Raw genomic sequence first — 16,398 nt, 5'->3', positions numbered from 1 at the left:
GTCTGGTGGCCGATCGGCAGCGAGCCGAAGCGCTGAGCGTACATCTGGCTGAGCCCGCACGGCTCGAAGCGCGACGGCATCAGAATGAAATCGCTGCCGGCGAAGATCCGCCGCGCTTGGGCCTCATTGAAGCCGATGACGACACCGATGGCGTCCGGGCGGCGGCGATGCGCCGCGACGAGCGCCTGCTCGAGCGCGGGCTCGCCGGAGCCGGTGACCACGATCTGCCCGCCGGCATCGATGATCTCGTCGGCCGCCGACAGCACGAGGTCGATGCCCTTCTGGTGCACCAGCCGCGCGACGATGCCGAACATCGGCCCGCGCGACACCGCGAGCCCGAACTGCTTGCGCACGTAGTCCGCATTGGCCTTCTTGCCGACCCAGTCGCCGGCGCCGAATTGCTGGGCGAGCTGTGCGCAGGAACGCGGGTCCCAGGACTCGTCGATGCCGTTCAGGATGCCGGTGAGCTCGGCCGCATCGGAGCGCAGCCGCAGCAGGCCTTCCAGGCCGCAGCCGAATTCAGGCGTGGTGATCTCCCGCGCATAGGTGCCGCTGACGGTGGTGAGGTGCGAGGCATAGACGAGCCCGGCCTTGAGGAAGGAGAGCTGGTCATAGAATTCGATGCCATCGATATGGAAGGAACTCTCCGGTGCGCCGATGCGCCGCAGTGTGTCCCTCGGGAAGAGTCCCTGATAGGCGAGGTTGTGGATGGTCAGGATCGACGGGATCCCGGCGCCCCGCCAGGCGAGATAAGCCGGCACCAGCGAGGCCTGCCAGTCATTGGCATGGACCAGGTCTGCTGCCCAATCCTTGTCCAGCCTGCCTGCGGCCAGCTCAGCGGCTGCCGACGCAAAGCGCGCGAAGCGGATGTCGTTGTCCGGCCAGTCGCGCCCGGTCTCGTCGCCGTAAGGGTTGCCCGGACGGTCGTAGAGCTGCGAGCACAACAGCACGTAGACCGGCAGACCGTCCTTGGTGGAGGCCCGGCCGAGCGAGCAGGCCGGCATTTCCGCGAATGCCGGACAGCGGCCAACGATCTGAATATGCGTGAGTTGTTCGATGATGTCGCGATAGCCGGGCAGCATGATCCGGATATCGGCGAAGGGGCGAAGGGCTCTGGGGAGCGCAGCCGAAACGGCGCCAAGTCCGCCTACGCGGACGAAGTCGTCCATCTCGGTCGTGACGAACAAGACCCTCAAGAATGATGCCCTCTTCCGAGCCCGTTTGCTGCTATGCAAGAACGGGTCCAGTTACCCAGCATTCCTAAGCCCGCCCGGAAAGACGCGTCCGCTCGGTAAAGACTTTCCTACCGGGCCGCCGCCATCTAGGGTCGGCGCATCAACCAAGAAGAACACCCGTTGTTCCTAAGGGGGACTCCAAGGATGCAGCTAGCAGATCAGCATGAGGGGACGACGACAAAGGCCTTCGCCGGCCTGCGGGTCCTGGATTTTTCGACGACGATCGCCGGTCCCCACTGCGCCCGGATGCTCGCCGACATGGGCGCCGAGGTGATCAAGATCGAGACTGACGGCGGCGAGACGATGCGCTCCCGGCCGCCGCTGCGCAAGGGCTGCAGCACCGTGTTCGGCCAGCTCAACGTCGGCAAGAAGAGCATCGTGCTCGATCTGAAGTCGGAGGACGGCAAGGAGGCGGTGCGCCGGCTGGCTGCGACCGCCGACATCCTGGTCGAGAACTTCCGGCCAGGCGTGATGCGTCGCCTGCGGCTCGACTACGACAAGCTGCGCCCGGTCAATCCCAAGCTGATCTACTGCTCGATCTCCGGCTACGGCCAGAGTGGCCCGTCGGCTGAGCTGCCGGCCTATGCGCCGGTGATCCATGCGGCGTCGGGCTATGACATGGCGCATCTCGCCTACCAGCCCGGCCGCCACCGTCCCGACTATTGCGGCATCTACCATGCCGACGTCGTCACCGGCACCTACGGCTTCGGCGCGATCGCCGCGGCGCTGTATCAGCGCACGGTCACCGGCCTCGGCCAGCACATCGACGTCTCCATGCTGGAATCGATGCTGACATTGACGGTGATCGAGTTGCAGAGCTCGCAGTTCGCCGTGAAGCCGCCGCCGCGTCCGATGTTCGGCCCGACCGAAACGGCGAACGGCTACGTCATGATCACCGTCGCCAGCGAGAAGACATTTCAGGCGCTGATGGGCGTGATCGGCCAGCCCGAGTGGATATTGGACGCGCGCTTCTCCACCTACGGCGCACGGCGCGACAACTGGGCTGACATGATGGACGGCGTCGAGACGTGGTCTCGGCAGCTCCCGACGGACGCGTGCCTCGCTGCGCTCGCGGAGGCGGGCGTGCCTGCTTCGGCCTACCGCACGGTGGCCGAGGCGCTGCGCGATCCGCAGCTCGAGCATCGCCAGGCACTGTCTGTTGTGCAGGACGAAGGCGGCTCCTTCCAGGTCCTCAACCTGCCGTTCCGGATGTCGGGCGCTGACACCACGCCGGGCAAGACGATGGCCGTGCTCGGTGAGCACACGCGCGCGTTGTGCGAGGAGATAGGTCTTGCCGATGCTGCGGCAATTCCGTCAGGCAAAACGGCGGCACAAGGTTGAAGATCGTCATCGTGGTTGCACGCGATGCAGCTTTGCGCGCGGCCTGCTTGCCATCGTCCGGCGGCGTAAACTAAGACAGGTCTGAATTTGTCTCGCTGGTCCGGCCGTGGCATGCTGGCGGCGACAACAAGAAACATGCGGGAGACGCCCATGAAGAGTTTCAAGGTTGCCGATTTCAAGGCGCCGCTGAGGGAGTTCGATCAACCGACGCCGGAGCCGCAGGGCACGCAGGTGCTGATCAAGGTGAAGGCGGCCGGCGTCTGCCACAGCGACCTGCATATCTGGGAAGGCGGCTACGATCTCGGCCACGGCCGCAAGCCGTTGTCGCTCAAAGACCGCGGCATCAACCTGCCGCTGACCATGGGCCACGAGACGGTGGGCGAGGTGATCGCCTTCGGACCGGACGTGAAGCCGACCGATCAGGGCGATCTCAAGCTCGGCGATGTCGGCCTCGTCTATCCCTGGATCGGCTGCGGCAAATGCGCGACCTGTCTTGCGGGCGACGAGAACATGTGCCTGACGCCGCGCTCGCTCGGCGTCTATTGCGACGGCGGTTATGCCGACCACATGCTGGTGCCGCATCCGCGCTATCTGCTCAATCTCAAAGGGCTCGATCCCGCGACGACCGCGCCTTACGCCTGCTCGGGCGTCACCACTTACAGCGCGCTGAAGAAGGTCGAGCAGCATTTCGATACGCCGATCGTGATGTTCGGCGCCGGCGGACTCGGCCTGATGGCGCTGTCGCTCTTGAAGGCGATGGGCGGCAAGGGCGCGATCATGGTCGACATCGACGCGAGGAAGCGCGAGGCGGCGGAGAAGGCCGGCGCGCTCGCCACCGTCGATCCCAAGGCGGGCGACGCGCTGGAGCAGCTCGGCAAAAAGGCAGGCGGTCCGATCCGCGCCGTGATCGACCTCGTCGGCAATGCCGCGACGACGCAGCTCGGTTTCGACTGCCTGACCAAGGGCGGCAAGCTCGTCATCGTCGGCCTGTTCGGCGGCGGTGCGACCTGGGCGCTGCCGCTGATCCCGATCAAGGCGGTGACGATCCAGGGCAGCTATGTCGGAAACCTGCGCGAGACGCAGGAGCTGCTCGATCTCGTCCGCACCAAGAAGGTGCCGCCGATCCCGGTGACGCGGCTGCCGCTGGCTAAGGCCAATGACGCGTTGCTGCAATTGCAGCAGGGCGCGGTGGTCGGCCGGACGGTGCTGACGCCGTAGTGAACGCTCCATCCTTCGTCATTGCGAGCGAAGCGAAGCAATCCAGAAATCCATCCGCGTAAACGATCTGGATTGCTTCGTCGCTTCAGCGCAAAATTGCTCTGCAATTTTGTCGCCAGCTCCTCGCAATGACGAGGCCTTTCTTTTCTTCGCTTGGGAACCCTCAATGTCCGCAAACAACGCCTTCCACATTGCCGTGCTCGCCGGTGACGGCATCGGTCCCGAGGTCATGGCGCCGGCGATCGAGGTGCTGCGCAAGATCGAGCAGAAGTCCGGCTTGAGCTTTCGCTTCACCGATGCGCCGGCCGGCGCCAACAACTATCTCGCGACCGGCAAGTCGATGCCGGAGTCCACGATCAAACTCTGCGAGGAGGCAGATGCGATTCTGCTCGGGGCCTGCGGCCTGCCGTCGGTTCGCTACCCTGACAACACCGAGATCGCGCCGCAGATCGAGCTGCGCTTCATCTTCGATCTCTATGCCGGCGTGCGTCCGGCGCGGCTCATTCCGGGCGTGCCGAGCCCGATCGTCGGCGCCGATCAGCGCGGCATCGACCTCGTCGTGATCCGGGAGTCGACCGAGGGCCTGTTCGCCTCGATGGGCAAGGGCGTCGTCACGCATGAGGACGCGCGCGAGACCATGGTGATCACGCGCAAGACCTCCGAACGCCTGTTCGAGTTTTCGTTCCGCCTCGCCGAGCGGCGCAAGGCGCGCGGCAAGCGCGGCGCGCTCGCCTGCGTCGACAAGGCGAACGTGTTCAAGGCGTTCGCCTTCTTTCGCGGCATCTTCGACGAGATTGCCAGGAATCATCCGGAGGTGAAGACCGACCGCCTCTATGTCGATGCCTGTTCGGCGATGCTGGTGAAGCGTCCCTGGGATTTCGACGTGATGGTGATGGAGAACATGTTCGGCGACATCGTCTCCGACATCACCGCGAGTCTGATCGGCGGCCTCGGCATGGCGCCGTCGGCAGATATCGGCGACCGCTACGCGGTGTTTCAACCCTGCCACGGCACCGCTCCCGACATCATGGGGCAGGGCAAGGCCAATCCCACCGGCATGATCTTGTCGGCCGCGATGATGCTGGACTGGCTCGCCGACAAGCACGGCCTGGAGGGCGCGGCCGAGGCCGGCGAGAAGATCGAGCGCGCAGTTGACCAAGTCTATGCCGGCGGCATCAAGCCGATGGAGTTCGGCGGCAGCAACGGCACCGCTGACATCGCGAAAGCGGTGCTCGCGGCGCTCTGAAAAACAACTGAAGAGCGGCGCCACACCTCTCCCCGCAAGCGGGGCGAGGGAGCGTACCGTCGATGCGGCCACAACCCGACACAAAGAAAAAGGGGCCCAAGAGGCCCCTTCGTCATTCACCAGCGGTGCCAGCGGTGGCCCCAGCCCCACGGACGCGATCCGTAGAAGCGTCGCGGACCGCCGTAGAAGCCATAGGCGCCATAATAGTTCGGACGCCACCAGCAACGGCCCCAGGGGTTACACACCCAGCGCACCTGATCGATGTCCGCGGCCGGACCGCTTGCGAGTCGATCGGCCTGCGGAATGCCGTTCGGCATCGCCGCCAGGGCCTGCCCTGACGCCAGCGCAGCACCGCCCATGGCAGCCAGGCCAAGAACAGCAAACTTGAGTTTCATCGCAATCTCCCTCTCGTTGTGGCGAAAGAACATTTGGGAGATCAGTTAGTTGCTGTGCAGCGCGAGGCAGCGAGGAATTTAATCTTCGTGAATGTTGGTTCAGTTTCAGCGTCCCTGGAACTGCGGCTTGCGCTTCTCCATGAAGGCCTGCCGGCCTTCGCGGAAATCCGCAGAGTCCATGCAGGCGTTGCCGATCGCCTTGATCGCCTCCATGTCGCGCTGGCTTTCGTCCTTCAGCACCTGTGCAATGGTGATCCTTGCGGCCTTGATCGCGAGCGGTGCGTTGCCGGAAATCGTTTCCGCGATCAACATGGTCTCGCCCCAGAGCTGATCGTCCGGGATCATCCGCTCGATCAGCCCGATGCGCAGCGCTTCCGTCGCATCGATGCGCATGCCCGTGTACATCAGAAGTCGCGCCCAGGACGGGCCGACCAGTGACACCAGATTCCGCAAACCGTCATAGCCATAGGCGATGCCGAGCTTTGCCGCGGGAATGCCGAACTGGCTGCTGTGCGCGGCGATGCGGATGTCGGCGAGCATCGCGACCTGCATGCCGCCACCGAGACAGAAGCCCTGGATGCAGGCGATCGTCGGCTTGGGATAGTCGGCGAGCAGCGCACGCTGGGCGGCGCTGCGCCTAGAGTATTCCTCGGACGCCGCGGCGTTGTGGCGGGTCTTCTCGAACTGGCTGATGTCGGCGCCCGAGACGAACGCCTTGCCGCCGGCCCCGCGCAGGATCACGACGCGCACCGCATCGTCGTCGCGCAAGCTCGTCAGCGCCTCGCCAAAGCCCTCCCACATCTCCAGCGACATCGCATTGCGCTTGTCGGGATTGTTGAAGGTGATCACGCCAACGCCGTCGGCGGCGTGCTTGAGGATCTTGCCGTCGGCGTAGGCGACTTCAGTCGTGTTGGATTGGTCCGGCATCGCGCACCCGCTTCTCGTTGAGGAGCGCAATGTGCGGCTGACGCGATGTCAGGGTCAACCGCGGCAAGGCGAGGAGCTTTGCATCCGCCTGTGCCGCGATTGCATGCCTGGTGAGCCGTCCTACTGTGCCATGTGCGCGGTCAGCGGATGGTTGGCGGCATTGCTGAAGAACGCCGCCTCTTCGGCGGTTGCCTCAAGCAACTGTTCGTCCTGGTTATAGATGTCGTTGCGGAACTGGATGGTCTGGTCCTTGGTCATCCACGCTGTCAGGTAGATCCAGGCCACCGGTACCTTCTTCGCCATGGCGACCTCCTGATGCTGCCCGGTGGCGATCTCCGCGTCGATCGCGGCGCGGCTCCACTTCGGCTGATCCTTCAGCAGCCAGGCGGCGAGATCGCGCACATTGTCGACGCGCGAGCAGCCGTGGGAGTCGAAGCGGTAGTCGTCGCTGAACAGGTTGCGCTGGTTGGTGTCGTGCATGTAGACCGAATAGGGGTTCGGCATGTCGATCTTGACTGCGCCGAGCGCGTTCCACGTGCCGTTCTGCTGCCGCACCGTGAAATTCGGCGTGTGAGTGCCCGACCAGTCGACCGAATGCGGATCGATCGGATTGTCGTGGCCATCGAGCACCTCCATGTGCATGCGCGACAGGTAGCTCGGATCTTTACGCATATGCGCGGAGATTTCGGTCTTGGCGATCGAGGAGGGCACCGTCCAGGTCGGATTGAGGACAACGCTGCTGATCGACGCGGTGAGCGTCGGCGACGGTTTTTCGGTCTTGCCGACGATCACGCGATAGCGCCGCACCACGATGTCGTTCTCGACCGCTTCGGCAAAGGCCGCGGGGATGTTGACGACGACGTAGCGCTGGCCGAAGGCGAAGTTGATGTTCTCGAGCCGCTCGAGCGAAGCCTCCAACTGGCGGATGCGCTTCTGCACGGGCACGTTCATGGCCGCGATCGTGCGCGGCGTCATCGTTCCGGTCGGGGCGAGGCCGTGGCGCACCTGGAAGCGCTTCACGGCGTCGGCAAGATCCTGGTCGAAGGCGCCGCTCGTTTTGTCGGCGGCGAGGTCGCCGGAGACGATCAGCCGCTTACGCAGCAGATCATCGTTGGCGCCCTGGACTCCAAGCGCGAATTTCGCATCTGCAGGGATCGTCGGCCAGCCGCCACGGACCGCGAGATCGGAATAGCTCAGCGCGGCGTCCTTGATCCGCTGCGCAGTGCCTTCGTCATAGGTCGGCTCGTGCGTCAGCGCGAGCGCCGCGGCCGAGCGGCTCTCCGGCGTCGAGGCGGATGTCGATGCGGCAGCTTTCGGCGCGGGCGCGTGGGCCGGATTGGCGGCCGCAGGCACCGTGCCGGGGCTCGCAGGCCTCGGGCCGGCCTGACCGGTCGTCTCCGTTTGCGCCAGCGCCGGGGCGCTCGCGAACAGGCCAAGGGCAACGATCACGGCGTGGCGCTTCAACATGTGTCTGGTCTTCCCCATGAGAACGAGGCCCGGACGGGCGCTCGCGAGATAGTGCAGATCCGCCGCGCCGTACCGGCCGATGCTCCGGATGGCGAAGCTACCGGGAGGCTAGGGCATGCGGGTTGCGGTCCGATTAAGCGTGCGCAGCGCGGGCCCGCTGCGTTCGGGGCCCCCCGATTAGGTCGCGGCAGAGCCCGACTCGGTTCGCGAAAACTGCGAGTGCAATGGCAGGGGAATGCCGGAAAAAGAAAAAGGGCGGTCAGGCCGCCCCGAAAAAGCGGAGCCTGCGCGTCACGCGCAAGCCAAGGTCTCGTTCAATCCGGCCGCGCCCCCGCGCGCGGCGGATTGAACATCGGCTCTGATGGCCAGACCTGGTCGATCTCAGCCTTCGTTTGCCGCGATCGATTCCATCAGCGAGACGAGCTGACGCTGCACCGTCTGGTCCTTGATCTTGCTGTAGGCGCGCAGCAGCCGCAGGCTGAAGGCGCTGTCGAGGAAGAGCAGGCTCTCGACCTCGCGCGCCTTGTTGTCGCCGTCGTAGAAGAAGGTGACGGGTACATCGAGGGCGCCAGCGATCTGCTGAAGCCGAGCCGCGCCGACGCGGTTGACGCCCTTCTCGTACTTTTGGACCTGCTGGAAGCTGACGCCGAGCTTTTCGCCCAGTTCGGCCTGCGAGATCTTCATCTCGACACGCCGCAGACGAATCCGTTTGCCAAGCTCGATGTCCGGCTTGCCAGCGCTGCGCTGCTTCATTCTCTTTGCCGCTGCTTTCATAGTGTTCTCACCGTTCTTCGGTTGAAAATCCCCCGAAGAGCTGGGTCAGGGGTTCGCCCATATACAAGTCCTTGAATTCATGCGGATGCACGAACTCGTCCTTAAACCACGGGAAGCGTGCCGGATTGAAAGCTTCGATCAGCCAGTCAATCATGTGCCGCACTCTCGGGATTCGGCCGCTACCGGGGTGGTAGGACAACCAGATATCCAGCGGTCTGTTCAGCGCGACCTCCAGTGGAGTCAACTTCCCGCCAAGCGCAATGGCGTAGCTCGGGAATACGCCGATTCCGGCGCCGTTCGCGACAGCCCAATAGTTGGCGCTTGAGACGTTGGTCTTCATGACCAGAAGGTCACGTTCAGGAACGCCCGGGAAGAAGCTCTCAAAAGTTTCCTTGGCGGCGAGCTGATCGGCGAATTGCAGCACCAGGCGGTGCTTGATCAATTCCGCCGCCGTCTGCGGCGCGCCATGTTTCTCGACGTATTGCTTCGCGGCCCAGAACATCAGATGCATGCGGCCGAGCCGCACCAGCTTGATATCGAGCGCGGAGGGGCGCGACAGATGGATGGCGACGTCGGCCTCGTGGCGCGAGACGTCGGCCGAACGCATCGCGCAATGCAGGTCGACGAGGATCTTCGGATAGGTTTGCTGGAATTCGACCAGGCGCGGGGCGAGCCAGAATGTCCCGAGCCCTTCGGTGACGGCGACCCGCACCTCGCCCGACAGAGCATTGGCCTTCGAATCACTGGCGCGCACAACGTCGAAGGTCGCCGCCTCCATTCGCTCGACGGCGGAGACCACCAGCGCGCCTTCGTCGGTCAGATGCGTGCCGTGGACGTCGCGGGTGAACAGGGTGATGCCGGTCTGGCGCTCGAAATCGTCGATTCGCCGGCGGACGGCGTTGATCGACAACGAAAGGCGTTCGGCCGCCGAGCGGAAACTGCCGCAACGGACAACTTCAAGGAATATCCGGGCCGCATCCCAATCCGAGAGGCCGCCGAGATTTGCTTTTTGGCGTTCCTCCAGAGGAACGCCCCTTTCCGCCAAGAGGTGCATACAAGTCCTTCCGGCCCGCTAAACTGGCAGAATCTTAAGCAAACCACAACCACGGCGGGTTGCGGGGTGGCGACTTTTAAACGCCATCGTTATTGTGCCGTGAGTGGTATTTGAGTGCGCTTGGGGTTGGGAATCGGGCAGGCTGTTGTCCGGAAGAGGGGTGTCGCGTGCGTTCCGTTGCGAGCCTTGAGATGGCTGCGAGGAGAGCGGATTCCATCCGGAAGGGCGGCCACTGCGCCGCGACCGGTCCGGCGTCGCGATACTGGTTCGATTTTCGCCCATCACATGGCGGGGTGCTCTGGACGGAACCCCGGTTTCAGGCCTGGAACGCGCTGAATTCGTGTTCGAAGGCGCGGAATCCCCGTGCTATCCTCACCCTGGTATGGGGGCCGAGGGGAACGTTGCCATCGCTTCTCGCAGGCCGAACGAACGGAAAGAACGCCGGTGTCGCATTTAGATGAACAATTGCAGTCGGTGCTGGAAACGCTCGACGAGTGCCGCAAGGTCCTCAACCAGAGCAACAGCCGGGAGACGGCCGAATTGCTCTCGATCGTCATCCTCGATTTGCGGATGAGACTCAAAGGAATTGACAATGCCGACCTTCGGGCATTGTGCGACGAAATGGTGCGGAGCGCTGCAAGCGAACCGCCGCCGCCTTCCAAGCAGACGCAGGACCAGCCCCGGCGTCCGCTGCTCCGCGTGGTGAAATAACCCGCGCCGCCCAGTCTCGTTTTTGCGAGATTTGTGCGCGTCCCGATGCCGCACCTGTGATCACAGACGGCATCGGGAGGAGCCTGGTTTTCCTGCGCCTCGGTTGCGCATTCCCCGGCATCGGCTACACCTGAGCCGTCTGGCTCCGGCCTCGCGCAGTCCTCGCGCGCTGCGCCCCGAGGGCTGAAATGGCTCTGACTGCATCATGCAAAATGTTTCGATCCCGGCGGCGCTGATAGCCGGCCTCGTCAGCTTTCTCTCCCCTTGCGTTCTGCCCCTGGTTCCGCCCTATCTGATCTACCTGACCGGCGCCACGATCGAGCATGTCGAGAGCGAGGAGCCGGCATCGGCCTCCAAGCGCGCGGTCATGATGTCGGCGCTGCTGTTCGTGCTGGGCTTCTCCACGATCTTCGTCGCGCTTGGCGCCAGCGCCTCGCTGGTCGGCGGGCTGATCCGGGCCTGGTCGGCCGAGCTCTCGATCCTCGCCGGCGTGGTCATCATCGTGATGGGTCTGCACTTCCTCGGATTGACCCGCATCGGCTTCTTGATGCGCGAAGGCCGGCTGCCGATTCCCAAGCCCGTCGGGCTCTGGGGCGCCTATGTCATGGGGCTCGCCTTCGCCTTCGGCTGGACGCCCTGCATCGGCCCGATCCTCGCCGCGATCCTCTCCATCGCCGCGGCCGAGGCGACGGTGACCAAGGGCGCGGGCCTGCTCGCGGTCTATTCCGCAGGCCTCGGCATTCCCTTCCTGATCGCCGCCTTGATGATCGAGCAGTTCTCGAAACTGTTCGCGCGCATGAAGCGGCAGCTCGTCAATGTCGAGCGCGCCATGGGGGTGTTGATGGTGATCACCGGCATCGCGTTCCTCACCGGTGCGGTCTCGAACATGAGCATCTGGCTGCTCGAGACGTTTCCCGTACTGCAGACCTTCGGCTAGCGCCGGATCAGACGCTTGCCGATCGCGCGCGTGCCAGCCTCAAGCCTGCGCGGTCTTCCTTCCGACGTCTGACGGCCGTGCGGAGAACGGGTCCTGATAGAGCCAGGCGAGGTTCTCGCAGAAGCGCTCCAGGCTGGTGTCGCGAATGAGCTGATTGCGCAGGAGCGCGTGGACCCCGGCCGGATGGTAGACGTGATCGCCGAGTTCCCGGGCCTGAAGCTGGACCCGCGCGGTGCGCAGCAGTCGGGCATTTCGGTATCGCTCCAGGGCGTGGGCGACGTCGCCTTCCGTGCCGTCGAGTTCTTCGGCAAGGCATACCGCATCCTCCAGCGCCATGCAGGCGCCTTGGGCAAAATACTGCAGCATCGGATGCGCGGCGTCGCCCAGGAGGACGATGCGGCCGTCGATCCAGCGATCGGTCGGATCCCGGTCGCAGGTCACCCACGCCTTCCAGTCCCTTCCGTGATGAATGATCGCCTTGGCGCGGGGATGCACGTCGCGAAACCCTTCAAGGACCTCCTCATGGGTCACGGGCCTAGCCGCGAAAGCCTCCACCGGGTCGTTGTGGCAGGTGATCGCCAGATTGAACACCTTCCAGCCCGACAGCGGGTAATGCACCAGGTGGCACTTGGCGCCGGCCCACAGCGTCGCCGCGTTCCAGCGCAGATCCTCCGGCATCTGCTCGGTCGGGATGACCGACCGATAAGTGGTGTGCCCGGCGATCCGCGGCGCGCCGTCGGCGACCATCTGCTGGCGAATGCGGGAGCGGAGCCCGTCAGCACCGATCAGTAGACACCCGGTGACGCGCTCGCCGGACTTGAGCAGGGCCGTGGCTCGTGCGCCGCTCTGCTCAAAGCCGACGACGTCGCAGTCGGTCCTCAAGGTGACATTGGGATGTTCCTCGCAGGCGCGGACGAAGATGCCGTGAAGGTCGCCGCGATGGACCACCGCATAGGGATTGCCGAAGCGGCGGCGGAAATAGCTGGTCAGATCGATATTGGTGATCTCTTCCGCCGAGATCGCATCCATCAGCCGGAGCTGGTCGATGAAGACGGCGATCGACCGCGCGGCATCGCCGAGCTCCAGGCGATCGAAGGCGTGAAATGCGTTGGGACCGAGCTGTATGCCGGCGCCGATCTCCTGGTAGCGCGACGCGCGCTCGAGGACCGTGACCTGGAACCCCTTCCGCGCCAGCGCGATTGCGGCTGCAAGCCCGCCAATGCCGCCGCCTGCGATGATGATGGGATGCTGTCGCATGGCCTCTCCTCGGTCGTTTCCCTATTTTCGTGATGTCTTGCCGCGCTGCTGGCTCGTCCTGGCTTTCGCCTCTGGCCGCTCGTCGCGGGCTTCCTTCGACCGCGCCGGCGGTGGGACCTTGATCAATCCGGCTTCGACTTCCTGCTCGAGCCGGTCGATGTTCTTGTAGAGTTCGACCAGCACGCGCTTGAGCTCTGCCGCTTCCTTGGCTGACATGCTGCCGGTCGCGATCTCTTCATAATAGGCGGCGAGCGGCATCAGCCGCGCCGCCAGCTCGGCGCCCTTGGGCGTCAGGACGACCTGGAGACTGCGCTGGTCGTTCTCGGGCCGGTCGCGTGTCAAAAGGCCCGCGCGGCTCATCTCCGCGACGATGCGCGACAGGGTGGACACATCGGCCGAGGTCAGCTCGGCGATCTCTCCGAGCCGCAACGGATGGCCTTGCTCCGACAGAGCGGCGAGCACGCGGTACATCGGAAGCGTCAACTTCTCGTGACGGATCACGCGCGCGAAGAGGTCGCCCATGCGCACGCCGAGCCGGGCGAGGAGATAGGGAAGCGAATTCGAAAATCGATACATGGGCTTGGGTCCTGACGGGAGATCTCCGCCCGGAATAAGCGCCAACCTTCGCATGCGCAATATTTGCATATCAATCATTTGCAAATGCAACTTTATCATTGACAAATATTTGCGCCCGATGCTTTGCTTTGTCAACGCCGAAAGCAAAGCCGAAGGAACGACGTCATGCAGGGCAAGATTGCGCTCGAAGAGCATTTCGCGATGGAGGGCACCGTCCAGGACAGCGCGGGATTTGCCCCGGCCGAGGACTGGATCGAGCTGAAGGCGCGGCTGCTCGACATCCACGACCGCCGGCTCGCGGAGATGGACGCCTACGGCATAGAGATGATGCTGCTGTCGCTGAATGCGCCGGCGGTCCAGGCGATTGCCGACCGCAACCGTGCGATCGATCTGTCGCGCCGTGCCAACGATTTTCTCGCCGAGCAGGTCGCAAGGCGGCCTGACCGCTTCCAGGGCCTCGCCGCGCTGCCGATGCAGGATCCTGACGCGGCTGCGCGCGAGCTCGATCGTTGCGTCAGTGACCTGGGATTCCGCGGCGCGCTCGTCAACGGCTTCAGCGAGCTCGCCGGCACGGATCACGCCATCTATTACGATCGCAAGGAGTTCTGGCCGTTCTGGTCGGAGGTCGAGCGTCTCGGCGTTCCCTTTTATCTGCACCCACGCAATCCGCTTGCGAAGGACGCGGCCATCTACGAGGGCCATCGCTGGCTGCTGGGCCCGACCTGGGCGTTCGGACAGGAGACCGCGGTGCACGCCTTGCGCCTGATGGGCTCCGGCCTGTTCGACGCCTACCCGCGGCTGCAGATCATCCTCGGCCACATGGGGGAGGGGCTGCCTTACTCGATGTGGCGCGTCGACAACCACAACAAGTGGATGCGGACCCAGAATGCCTATCCGGCGCGGCGCAAGATCGCCGACTATTTTCGTGAAAATTTCTACATCACCACGTCCGGCAACTTCCGCACCCAGGCGCTGATCGACGCAATGCTCGAGATCGGCGCCGATCGCATCCTCTTCTCCGCCGACTGGCCGTTCGAGAACATCGACCACGCCGCCGACTGGTTCGATGCCGCGACGATCTCCGAAGGCGACCGCCTCAAGATCGGCCGCGACAACGCGCGCGCCCTGTTCGGGCTCGGCGACGCATCAATCCAATCTGCCGCAGAGCAGAAGATGTCATCAATTTCAATGGAGGAAACCCGTGAGCATCTCGTCCGAAATCGACGTGCATGAGGAATTGTCCGGCGCTTCGATCGGCCCGTTCCACAAGCTGCTCGGCATCCTCATCACACTCATCACGCTGTTCGACGGCTATGACACCTTCAATCCGGCCTATGTCATCCACTACGTGGTTCAGCCCTGGGGGCTCGCACCAAGCCAGGCGGGGTTTCTGGTGAGCTCGGGTCTCGTCGGATTCCTGTTCGGCGCGATCGGTCACGGCAGCGTCGCCGACCGCTTCGGCCGTCGCGGCACGCTGCTCGCGGGTTTGTGGATCGTCAACGTCTTCACCTTGCTGACCGCGATGTTGGCGAGCGACTTCTGGAGCTACTGTGCCTTGCGCTTCGTCACCGGAGTTGGCCTCGGCGTGTTGCTGCCGTTAGGGACGACTTTCATCAACGAGCTCGCGCCGAAGCGCGTCAGCAACACCTTCTCGCTGTGGGGCGTGACGCTGGGCTGGTCGCTCGGAGGTGTCGCCGCCGGTCTCGTCGGCGTGTTCCTGACGCCGCAGCACGGTTGGCAAATCCTCTATTACGTCGGCGCGCTCTCGATCCCGCTGACCTTCGTCGCCCACGCCATTCTGCCGGAAAGCCCGCGCTTCCTGGCGGCCCGGTCGCGTGTCCCTGAATTGCGCGCGTTGCTCGCGCGCCTGCGGCCGGAGCGGGCGGCGGTCTATCAGACTGCGACGTTCGCCTCAGTCGACTGCACGCTCCCGCAGAGCACCATAGGAGCCTTGCTCAGCCCGCGCTATCGCCGTGTCTCCCTGACCATCTGGATCACGGCGTTCCTCAGCCTGTTCGCGATCTTCGGTCTCACGGGTTGGATTCCGACGGTCATGCTGAAGCGCGGCGAGACCTTTGCAGCCTCTTTCGGCTTCGGCGCCCTGATGCAGGCGATGTCCTTCATCGGCGGCCTGACGCTCGCGATGCTGGCCGACCGCAATTTTGCGCTGACGCCCCGATATCTTGCGACATGGTGGATGAGTGGCGGGATTGCCGTGCTGGCGCTCGTCTTCGTCAGCGGCCATGGCGTCAATCTCGCGATCGTCGCCGTTGCGGGTTTCTGCATCATCGGCGCGCAGCACGTCCTCAACAATTTCACGGCCGGCTCATACGAGACCTGCTTCCGCGCCAGCGGCGTGGGGATGGAATTGGGCATCGGCCGGGTCGGAGCGATCCTGGGTCCCTACGTCATCGGGCTCTTGCAGCAGGTCACCGGCGGTCCCGACGCCGTGTTCTGGGCGATCGGCGGTGCGTCCATCGTCGGCGCGCTGGCGATCGGATCGCTGGGCCTCGCCGCGGCCAATCGTCTGCCGAGCGCCGATGTTGCGCCAGCCGAGGGATGATGGTCACGCCGATCAGCAGCAACGCGCTGCACACCTACAGCAACGAGACTTCTCCAGAGGAGATCTGACATGCCGACATCCGCCCGCTCCGTCGCGTCTGCGAACTCGCCAGATGCCTGGGTACTTCTGTTTGCACGCGCTGCGATCGCACCGCTGTTTCTCTACAGCGGCATCGGGAAGGTGATGGCATTCGCCGTGACTGCCGGTCGACTTCCCGGCGGCGCCGACGGATTTGGCGTCGTCCTCGCCGCAGGCGCAGTTGCGGTCGAACTCGGATGCGGCGCGGCCCTGCTCCTTGGCCTGTTCGCACGCCAGGCGGCGATGGTCCTGTTCCCGTTCACGATCGCCGCCACGCTGATGTTTCACAATTTCTGGGCCGCGCCGGAGGCGCAAGTCGTGATGCAGACCGTCAACTTCCTGAAGAATCTCGGCCTGCTCGGGGCTCTTGCGATGATCGCGACCTACGGGCCGGGCGCCTTTGCCGTGCAGACGGCCATCAAGCTCGGTCCAAAAGGTGCGCCTGGACTCTCCTGATCTCCGAGGATGTGCGTGCGAATGGTGATGATCCGCTTTTCCCTTCGCCTACCGCGCCTCGTCCAGCGTGCTACTGATGGTATAGACGACGCCGCGCGGCAGGAAGTCGACGGTTGCCTCGCCGCCGAGCTGGTCGCGCGCGCTGCGCTCGATCAGGCGCGAG

16 protein-coding genes are annotated in these 16,398 nt (G+C 64.4%); 8 read left to right on the top strand and 8 right to left on the bottom strand.

All coding sequences use genetic code 11. The features are described from left to right. On the bottom strand, nucleotides 1–1,196 hold a 1,196-nt coding region (glgA, locus tag AXW67_RS30825; RefSeq protein WP_245315776.1), incomplete at its 3' end, for a glycogen synthase GlgA. Nucleotides 1,197–1,379: 183 nt separating this feature from the next. Here glgA and AXW67_RS30820 point away from each other — a divergent pair. The 3 genes from AXW67_RS30820 to AXW67_RS30810 all read left to right on the top strand — a co-directional run bounded on the left by AXW67_RS30820 (nucleotide 1,380) and on the right by AXW67_RS30810 (nucleotide 5,040). After that, the gene (locus tag AXW67_RS30820) at nucleotides 1,380–2,576 is read left to right on the top strand and encodes a CaiB/BaiF CoA transferase family protein (RefSeq protein WP_063680925.1); all 1,197 of its coding nucleotides are present in this window, start codon (nucleotides 1,380–1,382) and stop codon (nucleotides 2,574–2,576) included. A 150-nt stretch (nucleotides 2,577–2,726) separates the two neighbouring features. Beyond that, nucleotides 2,727–3,794 (top strand): alcohol dehydrogenase, encoded by a 1,068-nt coding sequence (locus AXW67_RS30815; protein WP_063680924.1) that lies wholly within the window; start codon nucleotides 2,727–2,729, stop codon nucleotides 3,792–3,794. A 166-nt stretch (nucleotides 3,795–3,960) separates the two neighbouring features. Further along, complete coding sequence (locus AXW67_RS30810; protein ID WP_063680923.1) at nucleotides 3,961–5,040, top strand: isocitrate/isopropylmalate dehydrogenase family protein; 1,080 nt, start codon at nucleotides 3,961–3,963, stop codon at nucleotides 5,038–5,040. Between the two features lie 116 nt (nucleotides 5,041–5,156). On the opposite strand, the gene AXW67_RS30805 is transcribed toward AXW67_RS30810, so the two are convergent. The 5 genes from AXW67_RS30805 to AXW67_RS30785 form a co-directional block, all read right to left on the bottom strand. Further along, nucleotides 5,157–5,435, bottom strand: coding sequence for a hypothetical protein (locus AXW67_RS30805; RefSeq protein ID WP_063680977.1), 279 nt, complete (start codon nucleotides 5,433–5,435; stop codon nucleotides 5,157–5,159). A 105-nt stretch (nucleotides 5,436–5,540) separates the two neighbouring features. Continuing rightward, the gene (locus AXW67_RS30800) at nucleotides 5,541–6,362 is read right to left on the bottom strand and encodes an enoyl-CoA hydratase (protein WP_027550215.1); all 822 of its coding nucleotides are present in this window, start codon (nucleotides 6,360–6,362) and stop codon (nucleotides 5,541–5,543) included. Nucleotides 6,363–6,482: 120 nt separating this feature from the next. Continuing rightward, nucleotides 6,483–7,829 (bottom strand): L,D-transpeptidase family protein, encoded by a 1,347-nt coding sequence (locus AXW67_RS30795; protein WP_063680922.1) that lies wholly within the window; start codon nucleotides 7,827–7,829, stop codon nucleotides 6,483–6,485. Nucleotides 7,830–8,210: 381 nt separating this feature from the next. Beyond that, complete coding sequence (locus AXW67_RS30790) at nucleotides 8,211–8,582, bottom strand: helix-turn-helix domain-containing protein (protein ID WP_027550217.1); 372 nt, start codon at nucleotides 8,580–8,582, stop codon at nucleotides 8,211–8,213. Between the two features lie 28 nt (nucleotides 8,583–8,610). Next, entirely contained in the window at nucleotides 8,611–9,657 is a 1,047-nt protein-coding gene (locus AXW67_RS30785; protein ID WP_063680921.1) for a LysR family transcriptional regulator, read from the bottom strand. A 474-nt stretch (nucleotides 9,658–10,131) separates the two neighbouring features. Between AXW67_RS30785 and AXW67_RS30780 the strand changes: the two genes are divergently transcribed. Together AXW67_RS30780 and AXW67_RS30775 are read left to right on the top strand one after the other, a co-directional pair. Further along, nucleotides 10,132–10,368, top strand: coding sequence for a hypothetical protein (locus AXW67_RS30780; protein WP_245315780.1), 237 nt, complete (start codon nucleotides 10,132–10,134; stop codon nucleotides 10,366–10,368). 205 nt (nucleotides 10,369–10,573) lie between these two features. Further along, entirely contained in the window at nucleotides 10,574–11,305 is a 732-nt protein-coding gene (locus AXW67_RS30775; protein ID WP_082908102.1) for a cytochrome c biogenesis CcdA family protein, read from the top strand. A 39-nt stretch (nucleotides 11,306–11,344) separates the two neighbouring features. Here AXW67_RS30775 and AXW67_RS30770 read toward each other — a convergent pair whose 3' ends face one another. Further along, nucleotides 11,345–12,562 (bottom strand): 3-hydroxybenzoate 6-monooxygenase, encoded by a 1,218-nt coding sequence (locus AXW67_RS30770; RefSeq protein ID WP_063680920.1) that lies wholly within the window; start codon nucleotides 12,560–12,562, stop codon nucleotides 11,345–11,347. Nucleotides 12,563–12,583: 21 nt separating this feature from the next. Continuing rightward, entirely contained in the window at nucleotides 12,584–13,138 is a 555-nt protein-coding gene (locus AXW67_RS30765) for a MarR family winged helix-turn-helix transcriptional regulator (protein WP_063680919.1), read from the bottom strand. 165 nt (nucleotides 13,139–13,303) lie between these two features. Here AXW67_RS30765 and AXW67_RS30760 point away from each other — a divergent pair, with 165 nt between their 5' ends. The 3 genes from AXW67_RS30760 (at nucleotide 13,304) to AXW67_RS30750 (ending at nucleotide 16,235) form a co-directional block, all read left to right on the top strand. Beyond that, on the top strand, nucleotides 13,304–14,371 hold the full coding sequence (locus tag AXW67_RS30760; RefSeq protein WP_063680918.1) for an amidohydrolase family protein: 1,068 nt from the start codon (nucleotides 13,304–13,306) through the stop codon (nucleotides 14,369–14,371). Continuing rightward, nucleotides 14,340–15,701, top strand: a complete 1,362-nt coding sequence (locus tag AXW67_RS30755; RefSeq protein ID WP_063680917.1) for an MFS transporter — start codon at nucleotides 14,340–14,342, stop codon at nucleotides 15,699–15,701. Before AXW67_RS30760 ends, AXW67_RS30755 begins: the two co-directional genes overlap by 32 nt. A 69-nt stretch (nucleotides 15,702–15,770) precedes the next feature. Continuing rightward, nucleotides 15,771–16,235, top strand: a complete 465-nt coding sequence (locus tag AXW67_RS30750; RefSeq protein ID WP_051310482.1) for a DoxX family protein — start codon at nucleotides 15,771–15,773, stop codon at nucleotides 16,233–16,235. The last annotated feature ends 163 nt before the right edge of the window (nucleotides 16,236–16,398 follow it).

Origin of the sequence: Bradyrhizobium neotropicale, from assembly GCF_001641695.1 — a bacterium.
Classification (GTDB): domain Bacteria; phylum Pseudomonadota; class Alphaproteobacteria; order Rhizobiales; family Xanthobacteraceae; genus Bradyrhizobium; species Bradyrhizobium neotropicale.
The sequence above is the reverse complement of the archived record's forward strand: the minus strand, read 5'-3'. Positions and strand labels throughout refer to the sequence as shown.

Coding starts and splice junctions, on each gene's coding strand:
- AXW67_RS30800 (WP_027550215.1), bottom strand. CDS start 6,362: ATGCCGGACCAATCCAACACGACTGAAGTCGCCTACGCCGACGGCAAG.
- AXW67_RS30805 (WP_063680977.1), bottom strand. CDS start 5,435: ATGAAACTCAAGTTTGCTGTTCTTGGCCTGGCTGCCATGGGCGGTGCT.
- AXW67_RS30765 (WP_063680919.1), bottom strand. CDS start 13,138: ATGTATCGATTTTCGAATTCGCTTCCCTATCTCCTCGCCCGGCTCGGC.
- AXW67_RS30810 (WP_063680923.1), top strand. CDS start 3,961: ATGTCCGCAAACAACGCCTTCCACATTGCCGTGCTCGCCGGTGACGGC.
- AXW67_RS30775 (WP_082908102.1), top strand. CDS start 10,574: ATGCAAAATGTTTCGATCCCGGCGGCGCTGATAGCCGGCCTCGTCAGC.
- AXW67_RS30795 (WP_063680922.1), bottom strand. CDS start 7,829: ATGTTGAAGCGCCACGCCGTGATCGTTGCCCTTGGCCTGTTCGCGAGC.
- AXW67_RS30760 (WP_063680918.1), top strand. CDS start 13,304: ATGCAGGGCAAGATTGCGCTCGAAGAGCATTTCGCGATGGAGGGCACC.
- AXW67_RS30770 (WP_063680920.1), bottom strand. CDS start 12,562: ATGCGACAGCATCCCATCATCATCGCAGGCGGCGGCATTGGCGGGCTT.
- AXW67_RS30750 (WP_051310482.1), top strand. CDS start 15,771: ATGCCGACATCCGCCCGCTCCGTCGCGTCTGCGAACTCGCCAGATGCC.
- AXW67_RS30815 (WP_063680924.1), top strand. CDS start 2,727: ATGAAGAGTTTCAAGGTTGCCGATTTCAAGGCGCCGCTGAGGGAGTTC.
- AXW67_RS30820 (WP_063680925.1), top strand. CDS start 1,380: ATGCAGCTAGCAGATCAGCATGAGGGGACGACGACAAAGGCCTTCGCC.
- AXW67_RS30785 (WP_063680921.1), bottom strand. CDS start 9,657: ATGCACCTCTTGGCGGAAAGGGGCGTTCCTCTGGAGGAACGCCAAAAA.
- AXW67_RS30790 (WP_027550217.1), bottom strand. CDS start 8,582: ATGAAGCAGCGCAGCGCTGGCAAGCCGGACATCGAGCTTGGCAAACGG.